Here is a 25572-nt window from a genome sequence, read left to right on the forward strand (position 1 = left end):
TGATCGCGGGTGGGGATCAGAGTCCCGTCGACGATGGCGATCTGCTCGACCGGCCGCTTACGCACTGGCGCCAGGGCCAGTAGCGGCGCGAGGGTGTCGATGACCCGGTGCGCTGCGGAGTGCGACACCCCGAACAGCGGGCCGATCTGGCGCATCGTCAGGTTCGTACGCCAGTAGGCGGCGACCAGCAACACCCGATCCGGGAGGTCGAGGGCCCACTGCCGGCCCGGCCGGCCGTCGGCGATGCCGTCACCGCCGCGCTCGGCGACCAGCCGGACCAGCCTGCGGAACTGGGCGGGCTGCAGCCCGGTGAACGGGAAGATCCACTCCGGGCGGCCTGCCGAGATCACCTGCACCCCACCATGATCCACGATGGACGCGAGACCCAGTTACGAGACGTCCCTTAGGCTCCGCGATGTGGATGAATCAGAAGATCCCGTGACCCTGCGCCCCTTGGAACTGCAGGACGCCGATGTGATCGCAGAGTGGGCAGCAGACCCCGAGTTCTGTCGAACTGCTGACTGGACTGCCGACCTGCCCTTCACCGAGCGCCAGCGCTTTCACCAGACTCTCATCGAGTCACCTCCCCCCGGCCTGATCAGACTGGGGGCGATCCACGGAGGCCTCCTCGTCGGCTATGTCGATCTCCACGGCGACGAGCCCCACCGACGTGAACTGGGGTTCGTAATCGGCGAGCGAGGTCGCTGGGGTCAGGGGCTTGGGCGCCTCGCCGGGGCTGCAGCTCTCGACTACGCGTTCGACCACCTAGGGCTGCAGCTGGTCTGGGCTGAGGCCATGGATGCCAACCAGCGTTCCGTCCGCATCCTTCAGCGCCTCGGTCTGGTCGAAACCGGCAGAGGCGACGAGGGTACTTTCCTCGGCCAGCCGACCCACTACCGACGGTTCGCGATCAGCGCCAGGGACTGGTGCGGTGGAACGCACTGAAATGCCGCAGATAGTGAAAGCTGTGACGTGCCCGTGCCCGTGCCCGTGCCCGTGCCCGTGCGCGGTGCTGAGGTGAGGTTGAATGGCCCCCGTGCCAAGCATGAGTCGGTCCCGGTACGCCGGCGTTCTCGCACATCACGACGACAAAGTCGTTCTCGTGTACGAGGAGTACCCACGGTGGGGCGGCCCCTACTGGAACATCCCGAGCGGGCGGATCGAGGACCACGAGACGCCGTTTGAGGGCGCCTGTCGAGAGTTGGCCGAGGAGACAGGTCTGGTCGTCGCAACCGCGGACCTCGTTCTTCATGGCACGGCGGCGGTGACCGGAGCAGTCACCGTCAGCCGGGTGTGGAACTTCACCGTCGACGTGGTGGATCCGACCCTGCACGTCCGCGACCCAGATGGTCTGGTTCAGGAGGCCCGCTGGTTCCCCGTCGAAGAAGCAAGCCGCTTGCTTCATGAGTTGCCCTACCGGCCGCTGTCGGAGCCGTCAGTTGCGGTCCTCACCCGTCAGGCTCAGCCGGGCGCCCATTGGGCGTATTCCGATCCGGAAGCGGAGCCGGTTGTCACCTACCCCAACGGGTGAAGGACATTTGCCACGTCCCTGTCCTGCTGATGACCAAGATGCCCCGAGACCTTGCTGGACCGCGGCGACGAGCCCCGCGGACGGACTACAGCGTGTTCGCCTCCCGAACCGTTCTCGATCTGTCGTTTACCGGATCTGCCGCAGACAACGCGCGGGTCGGCGCCAATCGCCGCTCGGTAAGCACCAGCGCCGACTACGTTCGTTAACCGGGAACAGCGACAGTCAGCCCGTGGGTGGGGCCAGTTATGGCCGTCCCGGTGGAGACCATCTCGTCCGTCATAGCCAGCCATCCCTGTCGCAGCAACCCGAATGATCCCAGCGAGAGACAGGGCAGCGGCCAAACTAGCAGCCAGTCGGCGAGCATGTGCGACAGGTCGCGGACCGGGACACCGTGCCGGCAACGCGGACCAGGCCAATGACCAGTGCCGGGGGAGCGACTCGTAACGGCGCAGGTCATGGCACAGGGTCTACGCCCGGCGCTGCCGGAAAATCCCTCTAGGATCTGCGCTGCGCAGATCCGCCACACTCGGCCTGCTGGCGGCCTTCGGCTGGCATTGGCCGGCACGGCGGACCTGGGTCGATGTCGATCCTAATCACCGAGGAAGCGGAGGCACAGGGCCTCGCTGTCCCGACATGTTTCGGCCACGCGTCGTACCTCACTCAGGATCTGCTCCTCGCCCGCACCTTCTGCCCGCTCGGCAAGGAAATCCAACTCGCTGAGGAACTGAGGCATCTCGACCGACGTGAGTTCCAGCAGACCGTACGGGTCGATCCGGTCCAGCATCGGCGTCCTCCCGCGATGCTGGACCCGCTCCAGCGCCGATGCGAGGCGAAACTGAACGTCGCCGATCAGTGCTACCCGCGACTCGCGACGTCTTCGCGGGCTCGTGCCCTGCTGTTCGACTCGGATCAGTTCAACATCGACACCCACCTGCGGAGTCTAATATGACCGCCCGGGTTCGTTATGTAGATGCCGGTTGATGGACGAGCTGTCCGCGCGGCGGTGGCGGCTGGCCCGCCGCGCATGACGCGGGCGTTGTCCCGCGCCTTCCGTCGGATGGGTGTGCCGGCCACGTCGATCCACCACGAGGAGTTCGACTTCCGCTGATCCCAGCCGCGAGCATCCGTACGATAGCGTGCGGCCCCATGGGATCCGTGGACCTGGTCTTGGCCGTCGTGGCCGCCGTGGCCAACCTGGCCGTCGCCGCCGTGCTGCTCGCCAGGAGCCGTGGCGGCACGGCGGTGCCCCGGATCTTCGGCCGCCCGCAGCCCTTCCCGCGCCTGCGGGCCACGATGCACGCCTGCCTGGGGCTGGGGGTGGGCGTCGGCTGGCTCGTCAAGGACATCTTCCCGCCCCACTCCACGGCCGACGCGGTGCTGTTCAACGTGGTAAGGATCCTGCTGGTGGCTGGCCTCGTCACCGCCCTGCTGGGTGCCTTTCAGCACGCGCGATCCATCCGTGACAAGGCCGCCCGCTAGTGCGGTGGCCGCTATGTCGGGGAACGCCTGATGTTTCCGACGTGACCGAGGATCTTTGCGGCCATGATGACACCCGATGCGAGGTGGTTCGGCCACGGCATGGTGCTGATCATCGCGCTCGGCAGGTCACTGATTTGTTGCCGGAGCTGGAGGAGGTGACGTCGGACCACCTCGACCACCCGGCGCCGCCACACTGGCTGCCGATCCGCAGGCCCTCGCCGTCGCAGCGCGGGTCCCGCTCAGTCGAGCGCCGACTCACCGCCAGGGTAGGCGAAGGACGAGCGTGGTGAATAGAAGCCCCAGACGATTTCGAGCGGCTCAGCGGGGCGCAGGGCGTAGACCGAGTGGCCGGGTGCCAGGAACTCCACCGACTCGATCTCGAAGGGGTCGACCGGCTCCGCCACGAAGGGGTAGTTCCCGCTCACCAGCCTGCCGCCGAGTTGAGTGAGGTAGCGGAGCTGTCCCCGGTTCACGGCATCACCGGTGCGGCCGACCCGGGCCGTCGTGCGGATCACCGGTACGCCGTCCGCCTCCGTGGTGGCGACCAGCCGGTGCCCCCTCACCTCGATCGTGGTGGTGCCCGCGCTCGCCGGCGCGCCCCGGGCGGCGGCGTAGTCGCGTACCACCGGGCTGGAGTTGAAGTAGTGCGTCCACCAGCGGCCGGGGGTCACCCCGTCCGGGGCGTCGACTCCAGACAGGTCCGGACCGAGATACGTCAGCGAGTATGCGCCGAAGCCGGACGTCTGCGCGGCGTCGTCAACGACGTACTGGTTCATGAAGACCTGCCGGTTCGGGGCGGGCTTGAGGCCCTCCGGCACCAACGCGGCAACCGCGTCGGGGTCGGCCGGAACCCAACCGAAATAGATCATCCGGCTGTTCACCACGAGCTGCGGTGCGGTGAGCTCAGTCACGAGAACCCCTTCCACGCATCCGATCGGTTGCCACGACGCTACGTGCCGCACGCCGCATAGACACCGACGGATTGGCGACACCGGGGGCGCCGGCAACGGTCGCACCGACCGCCGTTTCCGATCGGCCTTGGCGGTGGTCCTGATCGGCTCGGTGACGCGTGAGCGCATCGAGGTGGTGCCCGATCCGTAGGGCCCCCTCTCTCGGCAAGCGCCGCCGCGGCTGTCGCCGCCCTCGCGAACGAACTGAGGACATCCGGGTGAACCCCGTCAACCCGGGGATGGTCAAGACCGAGATGGCGATGAACGAACGCCTGCTGAGGCGTACATCCCCGGCGTGGAGACCCCGACCCTCGCGGACGTGGTCAGGCGCGCTGGGCGAGGGCGTCGACCAGACGGCGTGCCGAGCCGGCCAGGTTCCACTCGCCGGCCAGCTCCAGCAGCCGGTCCGGGTTGGCCGGGGCGCTGGGCAGCGCGGTGGCCAGCTCGGGCAGCGGCACGTCGAGGGCGACCCGGACCACCTTCGGCGCCACGGCCAGGTAGTCCCGCGCGGCGGCGAGCTTGGTGCGCAGCCCGGGGGCGAAGCCGGAACCCGGCTCGTCCAGGGCGGCCAGGATGCCCGCGATGTCGCCGTAGCGTTCCACGAGCCGGGCGGCCGTCTTCTCGCCCACGCCCGGCACCCCGGGCAGCCCGTCGCTCGGGTCTCCGCGCAGGGCGGCGAAGTCGGCATACCGGGCGGCCGGCACCCCGTAGCGGGACCGCACGGCGGCGTCGTCGCAGTCCTCCAACTTGGCCACGCCCCGCCCGACGTAGAGCAGTCGCACCGGGCGGGCGTCGTCGACGAGCTGGAACAGGTCCCGGTCGCCGGAGACCACCTCGACCGGCGCCGGCTGGGTCACCGACAGGGTGCCGAGCACGTCGTCGGCCTCGTAGCCGGCCGCGCCGACGTGGGTGATGCCGACGGCGTCGAGCACCTCCAGGATCAGCGGCACCTGTGGGCTGAGCGTGTCGGGCACCACCTCGCCGCCCTCGGGAGCCAGCCGGTGCGCCTTGTACGACGGCAGCAGCGCGACGCGCCACTCGGGTCGCCAGTCGTGGTCCATGGCGCAGACCATCCGGTCGGGCCGGCGGGTGCGGATCAGGGCCGCCAGCATGTCGAGGAAGCCGCGCACCGCGTTGACCGGGCTGCCGTCGGCGGCGCGGGCCGCGGACTCGGGGATGCCGAAGAAGGCCCGGAAGTAGAGGCTGGGCGCGTCGATGAGCATGATCGGGGGTCGCTGTGCCACGCCCGACAGCCTGGCACACCGCACCGACGTTCGGGGGGTACGGCACGGCGGGGACAGCCCGGCGGTCAGGGGCGCTCGTCACCGGAGTAGAGCGTCTCGCGGCGGGCCAGGTACTGCACCGCGTAGCTCGTGACCAGCAGGGCGACCGCGAGCGCCATCTCGATCCAGGCCGCCGTACCGTCGGCGATCGTCAGGCCGACGATCAGCAGCACCAGGCCGGCGACCGCGAGGATCCCGGACCAGAGCAGGCGGCGGCGGCGCGCCGCGGCGCGGGCCGGGTCGTTCGGTGCCACGGCTGTCGCTCCTCTCCGCCGGCGGGGCGCTCGCGGCTCCAGGCTATCGGCGCGACCGGCCGGTCGTGCCGGAACCGTGCTGCGAGCGCCCCGACGAGGGGCGCAGACTGGCCGGTGTGACGTTCGTTCCCGGCCTGACGCTCGGCCGACGGTTCCACGACGAGGTGCTCGCGCCGATCCTGCGCCGGCGCTTTCCCGGCCTGCGCTACGCGGCCGGCCTGCTCGACGGCGGCTCGGAGCTGCTCGGGCTGGACACCGCGCGTTCCACGGACCACGACTGGGGGCCGCGGGCGCAGCTCTTCGTGGCGGCTGCCGACGCGTGGCGGATCCCGCGGCTGCACGCCGCGCTGGACGCCGACCTGCCGGCCGACTTCCTCGGCTGGCCGACCCGGTTCGCCGGCCACGGCCGCCTCGGCGTGGTCGACCCGGCGGGCGTCCGGCACGGGGTGAAGATCGACGAGCTGGTCGGCTGGTGGCGCGACCGGCTCGGCTTCGACCCGGCCGCCGGGGTCACCACAGCCGACTGGCTGGCCATCCCGACCCAGCGGCTGGCCGAGGTGACCGGCGGCGAGGTCTTCCACGACGGCCTCGACGGGGCGCTCACCGGGGCGCGGGCGGCGCTGCGGTGGTACCCGGACGACGTGTGGCGGTACGTGCTCGCCGCCGGGTGGACCCGCGTCGCCCAGGCGGAACACCTGCCCGGCCGCTGTGCCGAGGTCGGCGATGACGTCGGCAGCCGGATGGTCACCGCCGGGCTGGCCCGGGACGTGATGCGGCTCGGCCTGCTGCTGCGCCGCCGCTGGCCGCCGTACGACAAGTGGCTGGGCACGGTGTTCGGCCGGCTGCCCGGCGCGGGGCCCGTGGTCGCGGCCCTGGCCGACGCGCTGGGCCCGGGCGACTGGCCGCGCCGGGAGGACGGGCTGGTCCGGGCGCTGGAGGCCGTCGCGGCCTGGACCGACGACACCGGGCTGGCGGCGCCGGTGGGCGCCCGGCCGCGCCCCTTCCACCGCCGGCCCTTCCTGGTCCTGGACGCCGGCCGGGTCGCCGCCGCGCTGCACGCCGCCGTCACCGACCCGGCCCTGCGCGGGCGGCCGCCGGTCGGTGCGGTCGACCAGTTCGTCGACAGCGTGGACCTGCTGACCCACGCCGACCGGGCCCGCCGGCTGGCCGGCGCGCTGCCCGTCGTGCCGGACGGGCCGGGCTGAGCGCGGGGTCGGGCCGTCAGCGGCCCGCCGGTACGGGGCTCGCCCGGCGGTCGTCGGCCGCCCGGTCGTGGTCGGTGAGGTCGCGCAGGCGCCGGACGGGGGACAGCAGCAGCGCCAGGGGCGCGCAGGCCGCCGCGAACGCGAAGACCAGCAGGGTGGCGCGGGTCCCGGCGACGCCGGCGAGGGCGCCCGCGAGCAGGCCGCCAACCGGGATGGCTCCCCAGGAGACGAACCGGACGGTCGCCATCACCCGGGAGAGCAGCTCGGGCGGGCTGGCGATCTGCCGGTAGGTCCGGGTGGTCACGCTGAGCACCACGATGCCGGCCGCGAAGACGACGTTGCCGACCGCGAAGGCGACGTACGCCGGCCAGCCGGTGCCCCAGGGGACGACGAACGCCCCGCCGACCGACACGAAGCCGGCGACGACCAGGGCCCGGGCGGTCCCGATCCGGGCGGTGATCCGGGACGTCAGCGCGGCCCCCACGAGCGATCCGATGCCCTCGACGGCGAGCAGCAGGCCGACCAGGCCCGCCGGGGCGTGCAGCTCGCGCACCAGGTGCAGCGGGTAGAGCGCGAGCTGCGCGCCGCAGACGAAGTTCACCGCCGTCGCGGCCCACATGCCGGGGCCCATCACCGGGTGGTACGCCACGAAGCGCCAGCCCTCGCGGATCATCTCCCCGACCGGCGGCCAGCGGTCCGGCGCGTCGACGCGGCGGGCGGGCAGGGAACGGAGCAGGGCCGCCGAGACGAGATAGCCGGCGGCGTCGACGAGCAGGGTCGGCACCGCGCCGAGCGCCTGCACCGCGAGGCCGCCGAGCGGCGGCCCGCCGAGCTGGGTGGTGGCGTGCGTGGCGGAGGTCAGGCTGTTGCGGGACTGCAGTTGGTCCCGGTCGACGATGCTCGGCAGGAAGGTCGAGTTGGCCACGTCGAAGAGCACCGTGGCGAAGCTGACCACCAGCGCGGTGACCACCAGGTGGGCGACGGTCAACCGGTCGGACCACCACGCGACCGGCACCGACGCGACGGCCAGCGCGCGGGCCAGGTCGGCGCCCACCTGCGTCCCGCGCAGCGGCAGCCGCTGCGTGACGACGCCGGCCGGCAGCCCGATCACGAGCCAGGCGACGTAGCTGGCCGCCGCGATGAGGCCCATCTCGAACGCGGTGGCGTCGAGCACCGTCAGCGCGGTCAACGGCAGCGCCACGGCGCCGACCGCCGACCCGACCGCGCTGGTCGTGCCGGCGGCCCACCACCGCCAGAACACCCCGGCTGCATGCCCGACGCCCATGTCGTCCGCCCCCGTCCGCGAGCCAGTGAGTTCCAATTTGAAACGGACTATAGTCGAGGGCGACGGAGCGGGCGGGGGTGGGATGTGCGGCGGGCCGACCTGGCGGACGCGGACTGCGGCATCGCGCAGGCGCTGGGCGTCCTCGGCGACTGGTGGACGTTCCTCATCGTGCGCGAGGTCGCCGGCGGGACGACCCGCTTCGACGCGCTCCACCGCGAGCTGGGCGTCAGTCGCCGGGCGCTGACCGAACGCCTGGCCGGGCTCGTCACGCACGGCGTGCTGGAGCGACGGCCCTACTCCGCGCACCCGCCCCGCTTCGACTACCTGCTCACCGCCAAGGGCGAGGGCCTGCTGCCGGTGCTCATCGCCCTGCAGGACTGGGGCACCCGGTACGTGATGGGCGACGGCGACCTCACCGCGACCGCCGACGCCGCCTCCGCCGAGGCGCGCCGCGTGCACGACCTGGTCGGCCGGCGGCTGCCCGACGTCGTCCTGCCCGGGCACGACGGCCGGCCGGTCGCGCCGGCCGACGCGCGGGGCTGGAACGTGCTCTACTTCTTCCCCGGGGCGTTCGCGCCCGGGGCACGGGCCCTTCCGCCGGGCTGGGGGGAGATCCCCGGCGCGGCCGGCTGCACGTTGGAGTCCACCAGCTACGCCGCCCGGCACGCGGACTTCCGGGCCGCCGGCGCGCGGGTCCTCGGAGTGAGCACCCAGCGGCCCGACCAGCTCGCCGACTTCGTGGCGCACGCCGAGCTGCCCTTCCCGCTGCTGTCCGACCAGGACGGCCGGCTCGCGGCGGGCCTGTCGCTGCCCACCTTCCGCGCCGGCGGCGTCGAGCGGTTCAAGCGCCTGACCCTGCTGGTCGGCTCCGACGCCGTCGTCCGCGCGGTGCAGTTCCCGGTGACCGACCCCGCCGGCTCCGTCGACGAGATGCTCGCCCTCGTCCGCCGCCGGGCCGCCCTCTGAGCGTCCGGCCGGGCAGCGCCCGTCGGCGCGCCGGGCCGCCGCCCGCGCCTCGTCCGGGAGCGCCCGCCGGAGCGTCGGGTGGGCTGGGTCGGCGCCCGAACGACCGTTAAGCTGACCGGTGTGGGATCCGAGAAGCTGTACCCGCCGCAGCGGCTGGCCGCCGCGCAGCGCGCCACCGCCGCCGCCGGGCTGGATGCGCTGCTGCTCACCCCCGGCTCAGACCTGCGCTACCTGACCGGCTACGACGCGCACGCCGGCGAGCGCCTGACCTGCCTGGTGCTGCCCGCCGAGGGCGAGCCGACGCTGGTCGTGCCCGCCCTGGAGCGGCCGGCCGCCGAGGCGTCCCCGGCCCCGGCCACCGGCGTGCGGATCGTCGACCACGCCGACGGCACGGACCCGTACCCTCTCGTCACCGCCGCCCTCGGCGGGCCGGTGGCGGCGGTCGGGCTGGCCGACCGGATGTGGGCCGAGCAGGTCCTCGCCCTGCGCGCCACGCTGCCCGGCGCCACCCAGCGGCTGGCCTCCGAGGCGCTGCGCGAGCTGCGCATCCGCAAGTCCCCGGCGGAGGTGGCGGCGCTGGCCGAGGCGGGCGCGGCGATCGACGCGGTGCACGACCGGATGGGGGAGTGGCTGCGGCCGGGGCGCACCGAGACGGAGGTCGCCGCAGACATCGGCGCGGCGATCCGGGCCGCCGGCCACGTCACCGTCGACTTCGTGATCGTCGCCGCCGGCCCGAACGGCGCCAGCCCGCACCACGGCACCTCCGACCGGCCGATCGGCGTCGGCGAGCCGGTGGTGGTGGACATCGGCGGCACCATGCCCTCGGGCTACCGCTCCGACTGCACCCGCACCTACGTCGCCGGCGGTCCGCCGCCGGCCGAGTTCGCCGAGTACTACGAGGTGCTGCGTGCCGCCCAGGCGGCGGCGGTGGCCGCGGTCCGCCCCGGAGTGACCGCCGAGGCCGTCGACGCCGCCGCGCGGGAGCCGATCGCCGCCGCCGGCCACGGCGCGGCGTTCCTGCACCGCACCGGCCACGGCATCGGTCTGGACGGCCACGAGGAGCCGTACGTGGTGGCCGGCAACGCCCGCCCGCTGGAGGCGGGGATGGCGTTCTCCGTCGAACCGGGCATCTACCTGGCGGGCCGGCACGGCGCCCGCATCGAGGACATCGTCGTCTGCACCACGGACGGCGTGCAACGGCTCAACACCACCCCCACGGAGCTCATCGCGCTATGACTGTCGACCGGATCCTCCCCACCGACGAGGCCCACGACCTGCTCGACCTCGCCACCGAACTCGCCGACCGGGAGCTCGCCCCGAAGGCGGCCGGGTTCGAGGAGCGCGCCGAGTTCCCCCGCGAGGTGCTGCGCACCCTCGGCCGGGCGGGCCTGCTCGGCCTGCCGTACGCCGAGGAGCACGGCGGCGCCGCCCAGCCGTACGAGGTCTACCTGCAGGTGCTGGAGATCCTGGCCAGCCGCTGGCTCGCGGTCGCCGAGGCGGTCAGCGTGCACACCCTGTCCTGCTACCCGCTCGCCCAGTTCGGCACCGACGAGCAGCGCAAGCTGCTGCCGGACATGGTCGGCGGGGAACTGCTCGGGGCGTACTGCCTCTCGGAGCCGCAGGGCGGGTCGGACGCGGCCAGCCTGACCACGAAGGCCGTGCGGGACGGCGATTCCTACGTGGTCACCGGCACCAAGGCGTGGATCACCCACGCCCGGGTGGCGGACTTCTACAACATCTTCTGCCGCACCGGCGGGCCCGGCCCGAAGGGCATCTCCTGCCTGCTGGCCGACCGGGGCACGCCGGGCATCGCTCCGCAGGCCGCCGAGCGGACGATGGGCCTGCACGCCTCGCCGGTGGCACAGGTCGCCTTCGACGACGCCCGGGTGCCGACCGAGCGGCTCATCGGCGGGGAGGGGATGGGCTTCACCATCGCCATGTCCGCCCTGGACTCGGGGCGTCTCGGCATCGCCGCCTGCGCGGTGGGGCTGGCCCAGGCGGCACTGGACTACGCGGTGGGCTACGCGAAGGAACGGCAGCAGTTCGGTCGGGCGATCATCGACTTCCAGGGGCTGGGCTTCACCCTCGCCGACCTGGCCACCCAGATCTCCGCCGCCCGGGCGCTGATGCTCTCTGCGGCCCGGCTGCGCGACGCCGGCCGGCCGTACTCGATCGAGGCGGCGAAGGCGAAGCTGTTCGCCACCGACGTGGCGATGCGGGTCACCACCGACGCGGTGCAGGTGCTCGGCGGCGCCGGCTACGTGACCGACCACCCGGTGGAGCGCTACATGCGTGAGGCCAAGGTGCTGCAGATCGTCGAGGGCACCAACCAGATCCAACGGCTGGTCATCTCCCGGGCGCTCGCGAAGGGCTGACGGTGCCCCGACGGGCCGGCACGACGCGTACGCCGCGTCGTGCCGGCGGGGGCGCGTCGTCGCAGCCGGGCGGTTTTCCCGGTAGGTTGCACGCCGTGGAGGAGATCGACCGCGCCATCGTCGCCGCACTGACCGCTGACGGTCGGCTGTCGTACACGGATCTGGCGGAGAAGGTGGGCCTGTCGGTGTCCGCGGTGCACCAGCGGGTGCGCCGGCTGGAGCAGCGCGGCGTGATCAAGGGGTATGCCGCCCGGGTCTCCTTCGAGGCTCTGGACCTGCCGCTGACCGCGTTCGTGGCGATCCGGCCGTTCGACCCGTCCCAGCCGGACGACGCCCCGGAGCGGCTGGCCCACCTGCCGGAGATCGACTCGTGCTACTCCGTGGCGGGGGAGGACTTCTACCTGCTGCTGGTGCGGGTGGCCAGCCCGACCGACCTGGAGCGGGTGCTCCAGGAGATCCGGACGGCGGCGAACGTGACCACCCGCACGACGGTGGTGCTGTCGACCCCGTACGAGAACCGGCCGCCGAAGATCAGTGCCGAGCTCCAGGCTCGGGCGCGTTCCCGCTCGGCGGGGGAACCGGCTGGTTCCACCGCTGGATGACCCGCCGGCCGTGCTCATGACCGAGCACGCTGACGGTGGCGGTGTCCAGCCGCAGCAGCCCGCCGGCCGACGGCGGCAGGCCGACCCAGCGGGCGCCGAGCACCCGCAGGCTGTGGCCGTGCCCGACGAGGGCCACGGTGCCCCGGTCGAGCAGCGGGTGGACCCGGGCGAGCACCCGGTCGACGCGCTCGCCGACCTCGCTGGGGGACTCCCCGCCGGGGCAGCCGTCCGCCCAGAGGTTCCAGCTCGGGTGGTCGTCGTGGATGTCGGCGGTGGTGCGGCCCTCGTAGTCGCCGTAGTGCCACTCGGCGAGGTCGTCGTCGGTGCCGGTGACGGGGAGGCCGGCGAGCTGGGCGGTGCGCAGCGCCCGGGCCCGGGGGCTGGTGAGGACGGCGGCGACGTGCCGGCCGGCGAGGAACCCGCCGAGGGCGCGGGCCTGCCGCTCGCCGTCGGGGGTGAGCGGCAGGTCGGTGTACGAGGTGTGCCGGCGGCTGGCGCTCCAGGTGGTCTCGCCATGCCGGATCAGCAGGATCTCTCCCATTCGTCCAGTCAACCAGAAGCCCGTCACTCCCGTTCACCTAGCTTCCTAGGACGCCATAAAGGGTGTGCGCCCCACCACCCGACACAGCCGAGGTTTCCGGCTGCCGGGTGCGGGCACGCAGTCGGACGAGGGCACGGAGGGGCCGGCCCGGCGCAGAGGCAGGGGAGGCGACATGAGCTTCACCGACAAGGCGAAGAACAAGGTCGAGCAGTTGACCGGCGCGGCCAAGGAGCGGATCGGCGACGTCACCGACAATGAGCGGATGCGGGGCGAGGGCGCCACGCAGCAGAGCGACGCGCGTGCCCGGCAGGCCGGCGAGCGCATGAAGGAAGCCGGCCGCGACGCGAAGGACGCCTTCACCCGGTGACCCGTGCGCGATGACGGACCCTGGCGCGCATGCCGGGGTCCGTCATCGCGCACGGGGAACGGGCCCGGTCGCAGCTTCCAGCCCAGAACGCGGCCTGAGGACTGCGGCCTGGATCTGGGTGGTGTCCGGCCCGTAGCGTGCCATCCGTTTGCTGACGGTCGATGGCGCCACCGGCGTCAGGTTGATCAGCAGCAGCCCTGCTCGTCGGAATCCGGGCAGGCGGCCGGGTCTACGGTCAGCACGAGACCGAGCAGGTCCGCGAGGGCGTGCGCCAGCCGGGCGTCGGCCAGCTCGTACCGGGTGCGGCGGCCCTGCGGCGCCGCGACGACCAGGCCGCAGCCGCGCAGACACGACAGGTGGTTCGACAGGTTCTGCCGGGTCGTGCCCAGCAGTTCGGCCAGTTCCGCTGGGTATCCCGGCCCGTCGCGCAGCGCCAGCAGCAGCCGCGCCCGGGTCGGGTCCGACAGGGCATGACCGAAGCGGGCCAACACCTGCCCGTGCGTCAACGTCTCCACGCTGCGGATAGTACACCCAGTGATGTACTGATCGAGGTGGCCGCCGCCTACGGCAAACCGGGTGAACCGTCGTGCGGACGTGTCGCCGTGGGCCGGAGACGTGCCACCCCCGGAGCCGGTGGTCGGCGCCGGGGGTGGTGGGGTGCGGGTGGGTCAGTCGTCGACGCGGTGGTCGGCCCACCACTTCTGCCCGGTCTCGGGCAGGGTGTCGATCGGGTCGTAGTAGGCGTAGCGCTTGTTGAGCGCCTCGGTGTCGGCGGACTCGATCGAGGTGCGGTAGTTCTTGGTCCAGTAGGAGATGCCGCGCTCGCGGTCGTACTCGGTGAGCATGTGCACCCAGCGCTTGCCGACGAAGGGGACGTCGCAGACGATGCGCGGCGTGGCGTAGCCGGGCAGGTAGCCCATGATGTCGTGCTGGAGCTGCTGGGCGTGCCAGACCGGGACGCGCCAGTGTTCGGCGTTGGGGATCATGTCGCACATGTAGAAGTAGTACGGCAGGATGCCCGCCTCGCCCTGGAGGGCGAAGCAGAGGTCGAGCAGGTCGGGGGCGGTGGCGTTGACGCCGCGCATGAGCACGCCCTGGTTGCGGACGTCGCGGACGCCGACGTCGAGGGCGGTCTGGGCGGCCCTGGCGACCAGCGGGGTGAGCGACTGGGCGTGGTTGACGTGGGTGTGGATGGCCAGGTTGACGCCGCGGCGGGCGGCGGTGCGGGCGACGCGTTCGAGGCCCTCGACGACGTCGGGCTGGAGCCAGTGCTGGGGCAGGCCCATGAGCGCCTTGGTGGCGAGCCGGATGTCGCGGATGGTCTCGATCTCGAGCAGCCGCATCAGGTAGGACTCGAGGTTCTTCCAGGGGACGTTGGCCACGTCGCCGCCGGAGACGACGACGTCGCGGACGCCGGGGTGGGCCTTGAGGTAGCTGATGTGGGCGTCGTAGCGGTCGACGGGCTTGAGGGTGAGCTTGAGCTTGTCGACGGTGGGGGTGGAGTTGCCGACGAGGTCCATGCGGGTGCAGTGGCCGCAGTACTGCGGGCAGGTGGAGAGCAGTTCGGCGAGGACCTTGGTGGGGTAGCGGTGGGTGAGGCCTTCGGCGACCCACATGTCGTGTTCGTGCAGGGAGTCGCGGCTGGCGTACGGGTGGGAGGGCCAGTCGGTGCGCCGGTCGGAGGCGACGGGGATCATGTAGCGCCGGATGGGGTCGGCGAGGAGCGCCTCGGTGGTCATCGGGGCGAACGGGACCATGGTGTTGAGCATCTGCGGCGGCACCAGCATGGACATGGTGGCCAGGGCCTTCTGGTCGGCCTCGAGGTCGGCGTAGAAGGTCTCGTCGACGAGGTCACCGAGCACGGTGCGTAGCTGCTTGATGTTCTTGACGCAGTTGACGCGCTGCCACTGCGCGTTCTCCCACTGGTCGCGGGTGACGTGGCGCCAGCCGGGGAAGCGGGTCCAGTCGGGTTCGACGAGGGGTGCGCGGCGGTATTCGTAGGGCTGTCCGGCGGTGGGGACCGCGACCGGCGCGGGGCGGGACGCTGGGATGGTCTCCACCGGTTGTGTCTGGGTCACGGCCCCTCCTCGGGTGGTGCAGTTGATCAGCGATTCCGAAGGCTACTGGAAAATATCCGGTGAAGAAATTAGTCTGCCGGAAGTTTTCCCGCTACGCGAGCCCTGGCCGGGGCTTCGGGCGGCTTGACAGGGGGTGGTCGGCGTGACGTCACCGGTGGGTCTGCACCGCGTTGTCGAACCGGCGGGGGTGCTGCCGCAGGCGGCGTGGCGGCTCGACGCGAGCCCGGAGATCGCGGCGAACGAGGTCCGCATCCGGGTGGAGCGGTTGAACCTGGACGCGGCGAGCTTCCGGCAACTGTGGGAGAAGCACGGCGGTGACGGCGACGCGGTCCGCGCCGAGGTGCTGGAGATCGTGTCGACCCGGGGGAAGATGCAGAACCCGGTGACCGGTTCCGGCGGGATGCTGATCGGCACGGTGGAGGAGGCGGGGCGGCGTTCCCCGCTGGGGTTGAAGGCGGGGGAGCGGGTGGCGACGCTGGTGTCGCTGACGCTGACGCCGCTGACGATCCTCGACGGGCTGGCGCGGTGGGACGGGCGCAGCGAGCAGGTGCCGTGCGACGGGTACGCGATCCTGTTCGCCCGGTCGATCGCGGCGGTGCTGCCGGCGGACCTGGATCCGCAGTTGTCCCTGGCGGTGCTGGACGTGTGCGGGGCGCCGGCGTTGACCTCGCGGGTGGTGGCGCGGCACGTGGCGGACCGGGAGCGGGCGGGGGACGCGTCGCCGGTGCGGGTGGCGGTGATCGGTGGCGCGGGCAAGAGCGGGTCGTTGTCCCTCGCGGCGGCGCGGCGGGCGGGCGCCGGCCGTACGGTCGGGGTGGTGCCGGTGGCGGCGGAGCGGGACGCGCTGACGGCGGCGGGTCTGGCGGACGCGGTGGCGTTGGCGGACGCGCGGGATCCGGTGGCGTTGTCGTCGGCGGTGACCACGGCGCTGGGTGCGCCGGCCGACGTGACGGTGGTCTGCGTGGACGTGCCGGGTTGTGAGCACGGGGCGGTGCTGGCGACCGCGGACGGCGGCACGGTGGTCTTCTTCTCGATGGCGACGAGTTTCGCGGCGGCGGCGTTGGGCGCGGAGGGTCTGGCGGCGGACGTGACGATGCTGGTGGGCAACGGCTACGTGCCGGGGCACGCGGAGTTGGCGTTGGGGTTGTTGCGGTCGGAGCCGGGGGTCCGGGCGCTGTTCGAGTCGCGGCTGGCGGCAGACTGATTGTCATGACGAACCCCTCGACTCTGTACCGCGGCGGCGTGCTGCACTGTCCGGCCGATCCGAGCGCGACGGCCCTGTTGGTGACCGACGGCAGGATCTCGTGGTTGGGGGCGGACGCGGACGCGCCGGCGGCCGACCGGGTGGTGGACCTGGACGGGGCGTTGGTGACGCCGGCGTTCGTGGATTCGCACGTGCACGCGACCGACACGGGGTTGGCGTTGTCGGGGCTGGACCTGTCGGCGGTGCGGTCGGCGGGGGAGTTGCTGGACGCGGTGGCGGCGTTCGTGGCGGGATTGCCGTCGGACGCGGTGGTGCTGGGGCACGGGTGGGACGAGTCGAGTTGGCCGGTGCCGGATCTGCCGGATGCGGCGACGCTGGATCGTGCGGCCGGGGGGCGGCGGGTTTATCTGTCGCAGGCGTCGATCCATTCGGCGTTGGTGTCGGCGGCGCTGCTGGCGGCGTGTCCGGAGGCGGCGTCGGCGGTGGGGTTCGACCCGTCGGGTTGGTTGCGGCGTGACGCGCACCACGTGGTGCGGGCGGCGGCGTTCGGGTCGGTGACGCGGGCGCAGCGGGTGGCGGCGCAGCGGGCGGCGTTGGCGCACGCGGCGTCGTTGGGCATCGCGGCGGTGCACGAGTGCGGTGGTCCGGAGATCTCCGACGAGGAGGACTTCACGGGCCTGCTGGCGTTGTCGGGCGACGGCGTGGCGGAGGTGTACGGGTACTGGGGTGAGCTGCTGGGTGCGGCGCGGGCCCGGGAGTTGGGCGCGGTCGGGGCGGGGGGTGACCTGTTCGCCGACGGGGCGTTGGGGTCGCGTACGGCGCATGTGTCGCGGGACTACCTGGACGGCGACGGGGGCTGCGGGCACGGGTACGTCTCGGCGGAGCAGGTGCGGGACCATCTGTTGGACTGCGCGGCGCACGGCATGCAGGGCGGGTTCCACGCGATCGGTGATGCGGCGATCTCGACGGTGCTGGAGGGTTTCGCGGGCGCGGCGGAGAAGCTGGGCACGGATCGGGTGCGGGCGGCGCGGCACCGGGTGGAGCACGCGGAGATCATGAACAAGCGGCTGATCGCCGGGTTCGTGGAGTACGGGATCGTGGCGAGCATGCAGCCGGCGTTCGACCGGTTGTGGGGCGGTGCGGGCCGGATGTACGAGTCGCGGTTGGGTCTGGACCGGTCGTTGGAGTCGAACCCGATGGGGGCGATGCACGGGGTCGGGGTGGCGTTGGCGTTCGGGTCGGATTCGCCGGTGACGCCGTTGGATCCGTGGGGTTCGGTGCGGGCGGCGGTGTGGCACCACAATCCGACGCAGCGGATGAGTGTGCGGGCGGCGTTCGCGGCGCACACGCGTGGCGGGTGGCGGGCGGTGCACCTGGACAACGAGGGTGTGCTGGCGTTGGGGGCGCCGGCGACGTTCGCGGTGTGGTCGACGCCGGCGGGGGTGGAGCGGGGTCTGCCGGTGTTGTTGGCCGAGGACCTGGAGGCGCGGGGTCCGGAGGATCCGACGCCGTTGCCGGTGTGTCGGCGCACGGTGCTGCGTGGTGACGTGATCTACGAGGAAGGGTCGGCGTGAGCGAGCGTGGCGGGTGGTTCGGTGGGGGCGCGGGTCGCGTCGTCGCGGGCCGGAGTGAGGTGACGGTGTGACGGGCAAGCTTGACCTGGATCCGCGGTTGGTGGCGCGGGCGCGGGAGTTGGCGCGCCGTGCCGGGCAGCCGGTGGTGGATCTGGCGCGCAGCCACACGACGGTGTCGGTGGAGCGGGCGGTGCTGCGGTTGGCGGGGGTGACCGGCGCCGACCCGGATGGCATTCCGTGGGTGAACCGGCTCGTCGACGCGGTGGTCGCGGACGTGGGGTTGGGGCACGGGGTGGCGGTGCCGGTGTTCGACGCCATGGCGCGGGAGCAGATCGCCGATGTGACGTTGCTGGCGCAGAAGGCGGCGGCGGGGTCGGTGCGGTTCGAGGTGCCGTCGGGGAAGGCGGCCACGGTGGCGCGGAAGGCGGCGCGGAAGGCCGTGGCGGCCGGTATCCGGCTGGTCGACCGGCGCCGTGTCGAGCGGGAGCGTCTGGTCAAGCGGTACGGGGATCCGAAGCAGCGGCCGTGGATCTACCTGATCGTGGCGACGGGGGACATCTACGAGGACATTCCGCAGGCGCAGGCGGCGGCGCGGGCGGGTGCGGACATCATCGCGGTGATCCGGTCGACGGGGCAGTCGCTGCTGGACTATGTGCCGGAGGGCGCGACCCGGGAGGGGTTCGCCGGCACGTACGCGACGCAGGAGAACTTCCGGCTGATGCGGGCGGCGTTGGACGAGTCGTCGAAGGAGTTGGGCCGGTACGTGCGGCTGACGAACTACGCGTCGGGGCTGTGCATGCCGGAGATGGCGACCCTCGCCGGCCTGGAACGGCTCGACATGATGTTGAACGACTCGATGTACGGGATCCTGTTCCGCGACATCAACCCGATCCGTACGTTCGTGGACCAGCGGTTCTCGCGGCAGGTGCACGCGCGGGCGGGGATCATCATCAACACCGGTGAGGACAACTACCTGACCACCGCGGACGCGGTGGACGAGGCGCACACGGTGACGGTGTCGCAGTTGCTGAACGAGTTCTTCGCGCACGAGGCGGGGCTGCAGGACTGGCAGTTGGGCCTGGGGCACGCGTTCGAGATCAACCCGGATGTGCCGGGGTCGTTCCGGTTGGAGTTGGCGCACGCGCTGCTGGCGCGGGAGTTGTTCCCGGACGCGCCGCTGAAGTGGATGCCGCCGACGAAGCACATGACGGGGGACGTGTTCCGGGGGAACCTGCTGGACGGGTTCTTCAACCTGGTGGGCACGATGACGGGTCAGGGGATCCTGCTGGTGGGGATGATGACCGAGGCGGTGGTGACGCCGTGGTTGTCGGACCGGGACATCGCGCTGCAGAACGTGCGGTACGTGCTGGGTGCGGCCGGTGGGTTGCACGAGGATTTCGTGCCGGCGCCGGGCGGGTTCATCCAGCAGCGGGCCAACCGGGTGCTCGGTGAGGCGGTGGATCTGCTGGAGCGCATCGGGGAGCAGTCGCTGTTGACGGCGATCGCCGAGGGCACGTTCGGGATCATGAAGCGGCCGGCGGACCGGGGCAAGGGTCTGGCGGGGGTGGCCGCGCACGAGGCCGACTACTTCAACCCGGCCACGGAGATCCTGGAAGGGGATGCGGCGTGAGCGCCGTCGAGGTCGGCGCGGTGGCGCCGGGCGGCGGGGCCGCCGAGAAGAAGATCGTGCGGCCGTACGGGGACACCACGGGCGACGGCATGGTGCAGGTGTCGTTCACGTTGCCGGTGCCGCACGACAAGCGGGCCGAGGGCGCGGCGGTGCAGTTGGCGAACAAGATGGGCATCGACCCGGCGATGCTGGTGCACGCCAAGCCGATGAGTGACGGTTTCACCTTCTTCGTGGTGTACGGGCGGGTGAACCACCTGGTGGACCTGTCGGCGGTGCAGGTGGTGGAGCGTGACTTCCCGCTGCTGTCGGCCAAGGAGGTCAACGCGGTGGTGAAGCAGCGGTTGCGGCGCAAGTTGTCGGTGGTGGGGGCGTGTATCGGCACGGACGCGCACACCGTGGGCATCGACGCGATCCTCAACGTCAAGGGCATCGCGGGGGAGAAGGGCCTGGAGTACTACCGGGAGTTGAAGGTCACGAACCTGGGTGCGCAGGTGAGCGTGCCGGAGTTGGTGGAGGCGGCCCGGGTGGAGAAGGCCGACGCGGTGCTGGTGTCGCAGGTGGTGACGCAGCGCGACGCGCACCTGCACAACACGCGGGAGATGTCGGCGGCGTTCCGGGAGGCGATGCCGGCGGGACGCCGGCCGCTGCTGATCGTGGGTGGGCCGCGGTTCGACGAGACGATGGCCGGCGAGTTGGGCGTGGACCGGATCTTCGGCCGGGGCACCACGCCGGGCGAGGTGGCGAGCTATCTGGTGCACGCGTTGATCACGGAGAAGAAGGCGAAGGCATGAGTGATTCCCGGGTCGGTCTGACCGTCACCCACCGGCGGTACGTGCCCTACTCGCACGCGCACTACGCGGGCAACCTGGTCGACGGGGCGTACGCGTTGGGGTTGTTCGGGGATGTGGCGACGGAGGTGTGCATCCGCACCGACGGCGACGAGGGGTTGTTCGCGTCGTACTCGGACGTGCAGTTCCGCGGTGCCATGCGGGCCGGGGACGTGTTGGAGGTGACGGCGACGGTGACCCGGGTGGGCACCCGCAGCCGCACCATCGACTTCGAGGCGCGGGTGGTGTGCCGGGGCCGCCCGGACCGGGGCGAGTCGGCGGCGGAGGTCCTCGACGAACCGATCGTGGCGGTCACCGCGACCGGCACGGTGGTCGTCCCGCCGGCGGCGTGAGGCACGCGGTCTGCGCCGACGTCGGGTCCACGTACACGAAGGTGGCGGTGGTGGACCTCGACGGCGGCGCGCTGGTCGCGGCGGCGGCGGCGCCCACGACGGTGGGCACGGACGTGCTGCACGGCCTGGACGCCGCGGTCGGGGCGGCCACGGCGGGCCTGCCGGTGGGTGACGTGCCGTGGTACGTGTGCTCGTCGGCCGGTGGTGGGTTGCGGCTGGCCGTGGTGGGCTACGAGCACCTGGTGACCGCGCAGGCGGGCCGGCGGGTGGGTCTGTCGGCGGGCGCGAACGTGGTGCACGTGGCGGCGGGGCGGCTCGGCGCGGCGGAGCTGGCGGGGCTGCGGGCGGCCCGCCCGGACGTGGTGCTGCTGGTGGGCGGCACCGACGGCGGTGACGCCGAGACGTTGACGCACAACGCGACCCGGCTGGCTAAGGCCCGCTGGCGGGTGCCGGTGGTCCTCGCGGGCAACGTCGACGTCCGCGACGACCTGTACGCCCTGCTGGCCGGCGCGGGAGTGCCGGTGACGGTGGCCGACAACGTGCTGCCCCGCATCGGGGTCCTCGCGCCGGCGTCGGCGCGGGCGGCGATCCGGGAGGTGTTCCTGCGGCACGTCATCGGCGGGAAGCGGCTGTCGCGGGGGCCCCGGTTCGCGCGGCTGGTGCGGGCTGCCACGCCCGACGCGGTGCTGACCGGCGTGGAGGTGCTCGCCGACGCCCTCGGCGGTGACCTGGTGGTGGTGGATGTCGGTGGCGCCACCACCGACGTGTACTCGGTGCTGACGCCCGACGAGCGGGCCACGGGGCCGGGCCGGGAGGTGGCGGGTTCGCTGTGGCGGGCCCGGACCGTGGAGGGGGACCTGGGCATGCGGTGGAGCGCGCCGGGGGTGGTGCGGGCCGCCGTCGAGGAGCGGCTGCTGAGCGACGTCGAGGGCGACGATCTGGCGGCCGCGGCGGTGGTGCGTGCCGACGACCCGGGGTTCCTGCCCGCGGGGGACGTCGACCGGGCTGTGGACGCCCGGATCGCGGCCCTGGCGGCGACGGTGGCGTTGCGGCGGCACGCCCGGGGCGCGGCGACGGGTGAGCGGGCCGGCCGGGACCTGCGGGACGTGCGGCTGCTCGTCGGCTCCGGTGGGGTGCTGCGGCACGCCGCGCCGGCCGACGCGGCGGGTGTGCTCTCCGCGGTGTTGACCGACCACGCGGGCGGGTGGCCGCTGCCGCGTGCCGCCCGGCCGGTCGTCGACGTGGACTACGTGCTGGCCGCCGGTGGGTTGCTCGCCGCCGAGCATCCGGCGGCGGCGGGGGCGCTGCTGCGCCGCCACCTGGCCACGGATTGAGACTCGCCGACGCGACACGCCGTGTTGCAACACACGACAGGCCCGGGTGGGTTGACAGCGGCGGGGGTCCACGCCGTACCGTCTTTGAGTCCTACTACGGGAAGCGGCTGTTGTTCGCTTCGTCCCTTCGTCCGCTGGCCGAGCGACATGTGCAGTGCGTCGCGGCGGCCAGGTCCAGCGGGCGGGGGTCGGCGGGGCGGCGCGAACCGGCCGCGGTTACCGGTGTACGGGCAGGGTGAGGTGCACGGCCAGTAGACAACGGCCAGGCGGGGGCAGCCAGTCCGCGTCGGGTCGGTCCGAAGGTCGGCGTAGCTCGTTCTCGCCCCACCGGCCGGGAAGGGCCTGGGAGCATCGGGGCGCGGCGCAAGCCGCGCCCCGATTTTCGTCTCTGCGGCCAGGCTCCGTTCAGCGGGCGGAGCGTGTTCCACCGGCGCGGTGTCGCCTGCCGGCCGGGACGGGCTTCCCCGTGGGCGATGAACAAACGGCGAACGGCTCGATCTGACCGCCGCGTCTCAGCGGTCGGCGGGTGGGGCCGGGGTGTGGTAGGCGTCGAGTTGGTCGGCGAGGCGTCGCGGCTGGCTCAGCGCGATCAGGTGCCCGCCGGGCAGCACGTCGACGTCGACGCCGAGGCGTTCGCGGGCCAGGCGGCGCTGGAAGTCGGCGGGGAAGAACCGGTCGTCGCGGCCGGTGACCACGCGGGTGGGCACGTCGGGCCAGCGGCGCAGCGGGTTGGGGCGGGTGAACACCGCCGGCGACTCGTCGGGCGCGTCGGCGGCGGTGAGGCGCGCCACCACCGGCTCGGGGACGTCGTGGAAGAAGTCCACCGCCAGGTCGACGTGGTCGTCGGGGGTGCGGCCCTGCGCGACGGCGTGGTCGGCGCGGGCCTGCGCGTGGCCGGTGGCCGCCCACCACTGCCCGGCCGTCTCACCGGGGGCGGGGATCATCGGGTTGACCAGGACGACCATCGTCACCCGCGGGTCGTCGGCGACCAGTGGGGCGGTGAACGCGCCGAGGGACTGTGCGACCAGCACCACCCGGTTCCGGTCGCCGATGGCGGCGCGGACGGTGGCGGCGTACTCGGGCAGGGCGGCGGTGTCGTCGGCGGCGGGCAGGTCCACGGCGATCGCCTCGCGGCCGCGGCGGCGCAGCTCGTCGACGAGCAGGTGCCAGTAGTCGGCGCTGCCGCCCGCGCCGGGGATCAGCACGTAGGTCACGACCGGCCCCGGGCGGCGAAGTCCTCGGCGGTGCCGTCGCCCAGGCGCCGGGCCACCGGATGGTCGAGCAGTCGTAGGTCGCCCTGCGGCAGGGCGGTGGTCGCGGTCATGGGGCCTCCCTCGAACCGTTTGCTCCTACATTAGGAGTGCTCGCTTCGTTTGGGCAAGCGCCACGGCTACGCTGGGCGGGTGCGTTCCTACGACGATCTGTGCGGGCTGGCCCGCGCGCTGGCCGTGGTCGGCGAACGCTGGGCGCTGCTGGTCGTCCGGGAGCTGCTGCTCGGCCCGAAACGCTTCTCCGACCTCAGCCGTGGCCTGCCCACCATGAGTCAGAACGTGCTGTCCGCGCGGCTGCGCGAGCTGGAACGGGCCGGCGTGGTGACCCGCCGCACCCTGGGCCCCCCGGCCAGCGCCCGCGTGTACGAGCTCACCCCGCGGGGCCGGGAGTTGGAGGAGAGCCTGCTGGCGCTGGGCCGGTGGGGCAGCCGGCAGCCGCTGCCCGCCACCGGTCGGTTGAGCGTCGACGCCCTGATGCTCGCCCTGCGCACCACGTACGACCCGGGCCCCGCCGGCGGGCCGGCGGCGCCGGTGGCGCTGCGGTTGGGCGCCGACCGGTTCGTCGCCGAGGCCGACCGGGCCGGGCTGCGGATCAGCCGGGGCGGCGGCGAGCGCTGCGCCGCCGTCGTCGACACCGACCCGCGCACCCTGCTGGAGGTCGTGTTCGGCTACCGCCCCCGCGACGAGGCGGAACACCACGGCGCGCTGCGCGTCACCGGTGAGCGGCGGGTCGCCGAACGATTCCTCGGCTGCTTCACCCGCCCGGTGACCGCCGGCGACGCCGGTGCCGCGCCGGCCGCCGGGTAGCCTTCCGCTCTGTGATCGAGGTGGAGATGCCCGTGACGACCGTGGACAGCAGCCAGCCGCGCGCCGACGCCCCGCGCGTGCCCGACGTCGCGCCGCGGGCGCTGCCGCTGCGGGTGGCCGCGCCGATGGCGGTGGCCGCCGGGCTGGCGCTGCTGGCGGCGTTCCCCCCGTACGGGGTGTGGCCGCTCGCGCCGGTCGGTGTGGCGCTGCTGGCCGCGGCGACGCACCGCCGCCGCGTCCGGGCCGGCGCCGGGCTGGGCTTCCTGACCGGGGTGGCGCTGTTCGCGCCGCTGCTGAGCTGGACGAACCTGCACACCGGTTACCTGCCGTGGACGCTGCTGTCGCTGTTGCAGGCCGCCTACCTGGCGCTGCTGGGCGCGGCGAGCGCGTACGCCTCCCCGCTGGCCGACCGCCTCCGGTGGGCCTGGCCGGCGCTGACCGGCGTGCTGTGGGTGGGGCAGGAGGCGCTGCGCGACCGTACCCCGTTCGGCGGGTTCCCGTGGGGGCGGCTGGCGTTCAGTCAGGACGACTCGCCGCTGCTGCGGCTGGCCGCGCTGGGCGGCGCGCCGCTGGTGACGTTCGCGGTGGCGCTGACCGGGGGGCTGCTCGTCGCGGCGCTGTGGCGGCCGTGGGACGGGCGGCGGCGGTGGGCGCCGATCGCCGGGTTGACCGCCGGCGCGGTCGCGGTGCCCGTCGCCGGGCTGCTGGTGCCGGTGGCCGCCGCCGGGGGCGGCGACACCGTCACCGTGGCGATCGTGCAGGGCAACGTGCCCCGGCTGGGGCTGGACTTCAACGCCCAACGCAAGGCGGTGCTCGGCAACCACGTCGACGCCACCGTCGAGCTGGCCGAGCAGGTCGCCGACGGCGCCCAGCGCCGCCCCGACCTGGTGGTGTGGCCGGAGAACGCCAGCGACATCGACCCGCTGCGCGACGCCGACGCCGGCGCCCTGATCTCCCGGGCCGCCGACGCGATCGGCGCGCCGATCCTGGTCGGCGCGGTGCTGCGCGGCCCCGGCGACGGCGAGGTCCGCAACGCCGGCATCCTCTGGCGGCCCGGCACCGGCCCCGACCTGGAGCAGGTGTACGTCAAGCGGCACCCGGTGCCGTTCGCCGAGTACGTGCCGATGCGCGACCTCGCCCGGATGGTCAGCAAGCAGGTGGACCGGGTGCGGGCCGACTTCGTGCCCGGCACCGAGCCGGGCGTGCTGCGTGCCGGCGCGGCCGTGCTCGGCGACGTGATCTGCTTCGAGGTCGCCTACGACGAGGTGGTCCGCGACACTGTCACCGGCGGGGCGCAGTTGCTGGTGGTGCAGACCAACAACGCCACCTTCGACGTGGCGGAGGCGCGGCAGCAGCTGGCCATGGTGCGGCTGCGGGCGATCGAGCACGGCCGGCCGGCGTTGATGGCCTCCACGGTCGGAGTGTCCGGGTTCGTTGCCCCCGACGGGCGGGTAAGCGACGCCACCGGGTTCAACACCCGCGCGGTCGTGGTGCGGCAGCTGCGCCTGGACGACGGGCGCACCCTGGCCACCCGGGTCGGCCTGTGGCCGGAGGCGGCGCTGGCCACCCTGGCGGTGGCGGCCCTGGTCGGCGCGGCCGTGCTGCGCCGCCGGCACCGCGCCGGATGACACCAGCCGGCAATCCGGCGGAGGGGAA

General features: G+C 73.2%; 25 protein-coding genes and 2 pseudogenes. 17 read left to right on the forward strand and 10 right to left on the reverse strand.

The window, feature by feature from the left end; genetic code table 11:
- The coding region (locus tag ACZ6Q9_RS00005; protein ID WP_396828806.1) for a transposase family protein at positions 1–356 on the reverse strand (356 nt) is incomplete at its 3' end.
- A gap of 16 nt (positions 357–372) precedes the next feature.
- On the opposite strand from ACZ6Q9_RS00005, the gene ACZ6Q9_RS00010 reads away from it, so the two are divergent.
- Complete coding sequence (locus ACZ6Q9_RS00010) at positions 373–945, forward strand: GNAT family N-acetyltransferase (RefSeq protein ID WP_466021374.1); 573 nt, start codon at positions 373–375, stop codon at positions 943–945.
- 100 nt (positions 946–1045) lie between these two features.
- Entirely contained in the window at positions 1046–1531 is a 486-nt protein-coding gene (locus tag ACZ6Q9_RS00015; protein ID WP_393449906.1) for an NUDIX hydrolase, read from the forward strand.
- A 589-nt stretch (positions 1532–2120) separates the two neighbouring features.
- Here ACZ6Q9_RS00015 and ACZ6Q9_RS00020 read toward each other — a convergent pair.
- Complete coding sequence (locus tag ACZ6Q9_RS00020) at positions 2121–2462, reverse strand: hypothetical protein (RefSeq protein ID WP_393449909.1); 342 nt, start codon at positions 2460–2462, stop codon at positions 2121–2123.
- A gap of 215 nt (positions 2463–2677) precedes the next feature.
- Here ACZ6Q9_RS00020 and ACZ6Q9_RS00025 point away from each other — a divergent pair, with 215 nt between their 5' ends.
- Positions 2678–3010 (forward strand): hypothetical protein, encoded by a 333-nt coding sequence (locus ACZ6Q9_RS00025; RefSeq protein ID WP_393262007.1) that lies wholly within the window; start codon positions 2678–2680, stop codon positions 3008–3010.
- A gap of 239 nt (positions 3011–3249) precedes the next feature.
- Here the strand turns inward: ACZ6Q9_RS00025 and ACZ6Q9_RS00030 are convergent, their stop codons facing one another.
- The 3 genes from ACZ6Q9_RS00030 to ACZ6Q9_RS00040 all read right to left on the reverse strand — a co-directional run bounded on the left by ACZ6Q9_RS00030 (position 3250) and on the right by ACZ6Q9_RS00040 (position 5497).
- Positions 3250–3921, reverse strand: a complete 672-nt coding sequence (locus ACZ6Q9_RS00030) for a hypothetical protein (protein WP_393449912.1) — start codon at positions 3919–3921, stop codon at positions 3250–3252.
- A gap of 362 nt (positions 3922–4283) precedes the next feature.
- Positions 4284–5183, reverse strand: a complete 900-nt coding sequence (locus tag ACZ6Q9_RS00035; protein ID WP_393262611.1) for a 5'-3' exonuclease — start codon at positions 5181–5183, stop codon at positions 4284–4286.
- A gap of 86 nt (positions 5184–5269) precedes the next feature.
- Positions 5270–5497: a hypothetical protein gene (locus ACZ6Q9_RS00040; protein WP_396827094.1), complete on the reverse strand. Its 228-nt coding sequence runs from the start codon at positions 5495–5497 to the stop codon at positions 5270–5272.
- Positions 5498–5613: 116 nt separating this feature from the next.
- Between ACZ6Q9_RS00040 and ACZ6Q9_RS00045 the strand changes: the two genes are divergently transcribed.
- Positions 5614–6702: a DUF4037 domain-containing protein gene (locus ACZ6Q9_RS00045; protein ID WP_396827092.1), complete on the forward strand. Its 1089-nt coding sequence runs from the start codon at positions 5614–5616 to the stop codon at positions 6700–6702.
- 16 nt (positions 6703–6718) lie between these two features.
- On the opposite strand, the gene ACZ6Q9_RS00050 is transcribed toward ACZ6Q9_RS00045, so the two are convergent.
- On the reverse strand, positions 6719–7987 hold the full coding sequence (locus tag ACZ6Q9_RS00050; RefSeq protein ID WP_396827138.1) for an MFS transporter: 1269 nt from the start codon (positions 7985–7987) through the stop codon (positions 6719–6721).
- An 84-nt stretch (positions 7988–8071) separates the two neighbouring features.
- Between ACZ6Q9_RS00050 and ACZ6Q9_RS00055 the strand changes: the two genes are divergently transcribed.
- From ACZ6Q9_RS00055 to ACZ6Q9_RS00070, 4 genes are all read left to right on the forward strand, one after another.
- Entirely contained in the window at positions 8072–8953 is an 882-nt protein-coding gene (locus ACZ6Q9_RS00055) for a winged helix-turn-helix transcriptional regulator (protein ID WP_396827090.1), read from the forward strand.
- A gap of 120 nt (positions 8954–9073) precedes the next feature.
- Positions 9074–10189: a M24 family metallopeptidase gene (locus ACZ6Q9_RS00060; protein ID WP_396827088.1), complete on the forward strand. Its 1116-nt coding sequence runs from the start codon at positions 9074–9076 to the stop codon at positions 10187–10189.
- Complete coding sequence (locus ACZ6Q9_RS00065) at positions 10186–11328, forward strand: acyl-CoA dehydrogenase family protein (RefSeq protein ID WP_393261991.1); 1143 nt, start codon at positions 10186–10188, stop codon at positions 11326–11328. The genes ACZ6Q9_RS00060 and ACZ6Q9_RS00065 overlap by 4 nt, the downstream gene beginning before the upstream one ends.
- 95 nt (positions 11329–11423) lie before the next feature.
- Positions 11424–11930, forward strand: a complete 507-nt coding sequence (locus tag ACZ6Q9_RS00070; RefSeq protein ID WP_357461989.1) for an Lrp/AsnC family transcriptional regulator — start codon at positions 11424–11426, stop codon at positions 11928–11930.
- Here the strand turns inward: ACZ6Q9_RS00070 and ACZ6Q9_RS00075 are convergent.
- The gene (locus tag ACZ6Q9_RS00075; RefSeq protein WP_393449924.1) at positions 11860–12471 is read right to left on the reverse strand and encodes a histidine phosphatase family protein; all 612 of its coding nucleotides are present in this window, start codon (positions 12469–12471) and stop codon (positions 11860–11862) included. The genes ACZ6Q9_RS00070 and ACZ6Q9_RS00075 overlap by 71 nt on opposite strands.
- Before the next feature lie 172 nt (positions 12472–12643).
- On the opposite strand from ACZ6Q9_RS00075, the gene ACZ6Q9_RS00080 reads away from it, so the two are divergent.
- Entirely contained in the window at positions 12644–12838 is a 195-nt protein-coding gene (locus tag ACZ6Q9_RS00080; RefSeq protein WP_393261983.1) for a CsbD family protein, read from the forward strand.
- 185 nt (positions 12839–13023) lie between these two features.
- On the opposite strand, the gene ACZ6Q9_RS00085 is transcribed toward ACZ6Q9_RS00080, so the two are convergent.
- Positions 13024–13353 carry an ArsR/SmtB family transcription factor gene (locus ACZ6Q9_RS00085; RefSeq protein WP_393449927.1) on the reverse strand — a complete coding sequence of 110 codons (330 nt, stop codon included), beginning with the start codon at positions 13351–13353 and terminating at the stop codon, positions 13024–13026.
- 153 nt (positions 13354–13506) lie between these two features.
- The gene (locus ACZ6Q9_RS00090) at positions 13507–14916 is read right to left on the reverse strand and encodes a KamA family radical SAM protein (RefSeq protein ID WP_350705418.1); all 1410 of its coding nucleotides are present in this window, start codon (positions 14914–14916) and stop codon (positions 13507–13509) included.
- A 142-nt stretch (positions 14917–15058) separates the two neighbouring features.
- Here ACZ6Q9_RS00090 and kdd point away from each other — a divergent pair, with 142 nt between their 5' ends.
- The 6 genes from kdd (at position 15059) to ACZ6Q9_RS00120 (ending at position 21838) form a co-directional block, all read left to right on the forward strand.
- Complete coding sequence (gene kdd, locus ACZ6Q9_RS00095) at positions 15059–16120, forward strand: L-erythro-3,5-diaminohexanoate dehydrogenase (protein ID WP_466021375.1); 1062 nt, start codon at positions 15059–15061, stop codon at positions 16118–16120.
- Between the two features lie 5 nt (positions 16121–16125).
- Positions 16126–17694 carry an amidohydrolase gene (locus ACZ6Q9_RS00100; RefSeq protein ID WP_393449933.1) on the forward strand — a complete coding sequence of 523 codons (1569 nt, stop codon included), beginning with the start codon at positions 16126–16128 and terminating at the stop codon, positions 17692–17694.
- Between the two features lie 67 nt (positions 17695–17761).
- Entirely contained in the window at positions 17762–19324 is a 1563-nt protein-coding gene (gene kamD / locus ACZ6Q9_RS00105; protein WP_393449936.1) for a lysine 5,6-aminomutase subunit alpha, read from the forward strand.
- A gap of 20 nt (positions 19325–19344) precedes the next feature.
- Positions 19345–20115 carry a lysine 5,6-aminomutase subunit beta gene (gene kamE, locus ACZ6Q9_RS00110; protein ID WP_466021384.1) on the forward strand — a complete coding sequence of 257 codons (771 nt, stop codon included), beginning with the start codon at positions 19345–19347 and terminating at the stop codon, positions 20113–20115.
- On the forward strand, positions 20112–20504 hold the full coding sequence (kal, locus tag ACZ6Q9_RS00115; protein ID WP_350705426.1) for a 3-aminobutyryl-CoA ammonia lyase: 393 nt from the start codon (positions 20112–20114) through the stop codon (positions 20502–20504). Before kamE ends, kal begins: the two co-directional genes overlap by 4 nt.
- On the forward strand, positions 20501–21838 hold the full coding sequence (locus ACZ6Q9_RS00120) for a glutamate mutase L (protein WP_393449939.1): 1338 nt from the start codon (positions 20501–20503) through the stop codon (positions 21836–21838). Before kal ends, ACZ6Q9_RS00120 begins: the two co-directional genes overlap by 4 nt.
- Before the next feature lie 512 nt (positions 21839–22350).
- Here ACZ6Q9_RS00120 and ACZ6Q9_RS00125 read toward each other — a convergent pair.
- On the reverse strand, positions 22351–23052 hold the full coding sequence (locus ACZ6Q9_RS00125) for an alpha/beta fold hydrolase (protein WP_393449942.1): 702 nt from the start codon (positions 23050–23052) through the stop codon (positions 22351–22353).
- 234 nt (positions 23053–23286) lie between these two features.
- Here ACZ6Q9_RS00125 and ACZ6Q9_RS00130 point away from each other — a divergent pair.
- Both ACZ6Q9_RS00130 and lnt read left to right on the forward strand, forming a co-directional pair.
- A pseudogene (locus tag ACZ6Q9_RS00130) lies at positions 23287–23532 on the forward strand (winged helix-turn-helix transcriptional regulator); the annotation flags it as partial.
- Between the two features lie 342 nt (positions 23533–23874).
- Positions 23875–25570: pseudogene (lnt, locus tag ACZ6Q9_RS00135) on the forward strand (apolipoprotein N-acyltransferase); the annotation flags it as partial.
- Positions 25571–25572 lie beyond the last annotated feature (2 nt).

It is taken from the genome of Micromonospora sp. NPDC049139, assembly GCF_055586845.1.

What these genes read in the sequence shown, in the direction of transcription:
- ACZ6Q9_RS00010 (WP_466021374.1), top strand. Translation starts at nt 373, where the DNA reads ATGGACGCGAGACCCAGTTACGAGACGTCCCTTAGGCTCCGCGATGTG.
- ACZ6Q9_RS00065 (WP_393261991.1), top strand. Translation starts at nt 10,186, where the DNA reads ATGACTGTCGACCGGATCCTCCCCACCGACGAGGCCCACGACCTGCTC.
- ACZ6Q9_RS00080 (WP_393261983.1), top strand. Translation starts at nt 12,644, where the DNA reads ATGAGCTTCACCGACAAGGCGAAGAACAAGGTCGAGCAGTTGACCGGC.
- ACZ6Q9_RS00050 (WP_396827138.1), bottom strand. Translation starts at nt 7,987, where the DNA reads ATGGGCGTCGGGCATGCAGCCGGGGTGTTCTGGCGGTGGTGGGCCGCC.
- ACZ6Q9_RS00100 (WP_393449933.1), top strand. Translation starts at nt 16,126, where the DNA reads ATGACGAACCCCTCGACTCTGTACCGCGGCGGCGTGCTGCACTGTCCG.
- ACZ6Q9_RS00035 (WP_393262611.1), bottom strand. Translation starts at nt 5,183, where the DNA reads ATGCTCATCGACGCGCCCAGCCTCTACTTCCGGGCCTTCTTCGGCATC.
- kal (WP_350705426.1), top strand. Translation starts at nt 20,112, where the DNA reads ATGAGTGATTCCCGGGTCGGTCTGACCGTCACCCACCGGCGGTACGTG.
- ACZ6Q9_RS00025 (WP_393262007.1), top strand. Translation starts at nt 2,678, where the DNA reads ATGGGATCCGTGGACCTGGTCTTGGCCGTCGTGGCCGCCGTGGCCAAC.
- ACZ6Q9_RS00075 (WP_393449924.1), bottom strand. Translation starts at nt 12,471, where the DNA reads ATGGGAGAGATCCTGCTGATCCGGCATGGCGAGACCACCTGGAGCGCC.
- ACZ6Q9_RS00015 (WP_393449906.1), top strand. Translation starts at nt 1,046, where the DNA reads ATGAGTCGGTCCCGGTACGCCGGCGTTCTCGCACATCACGACGACAAA.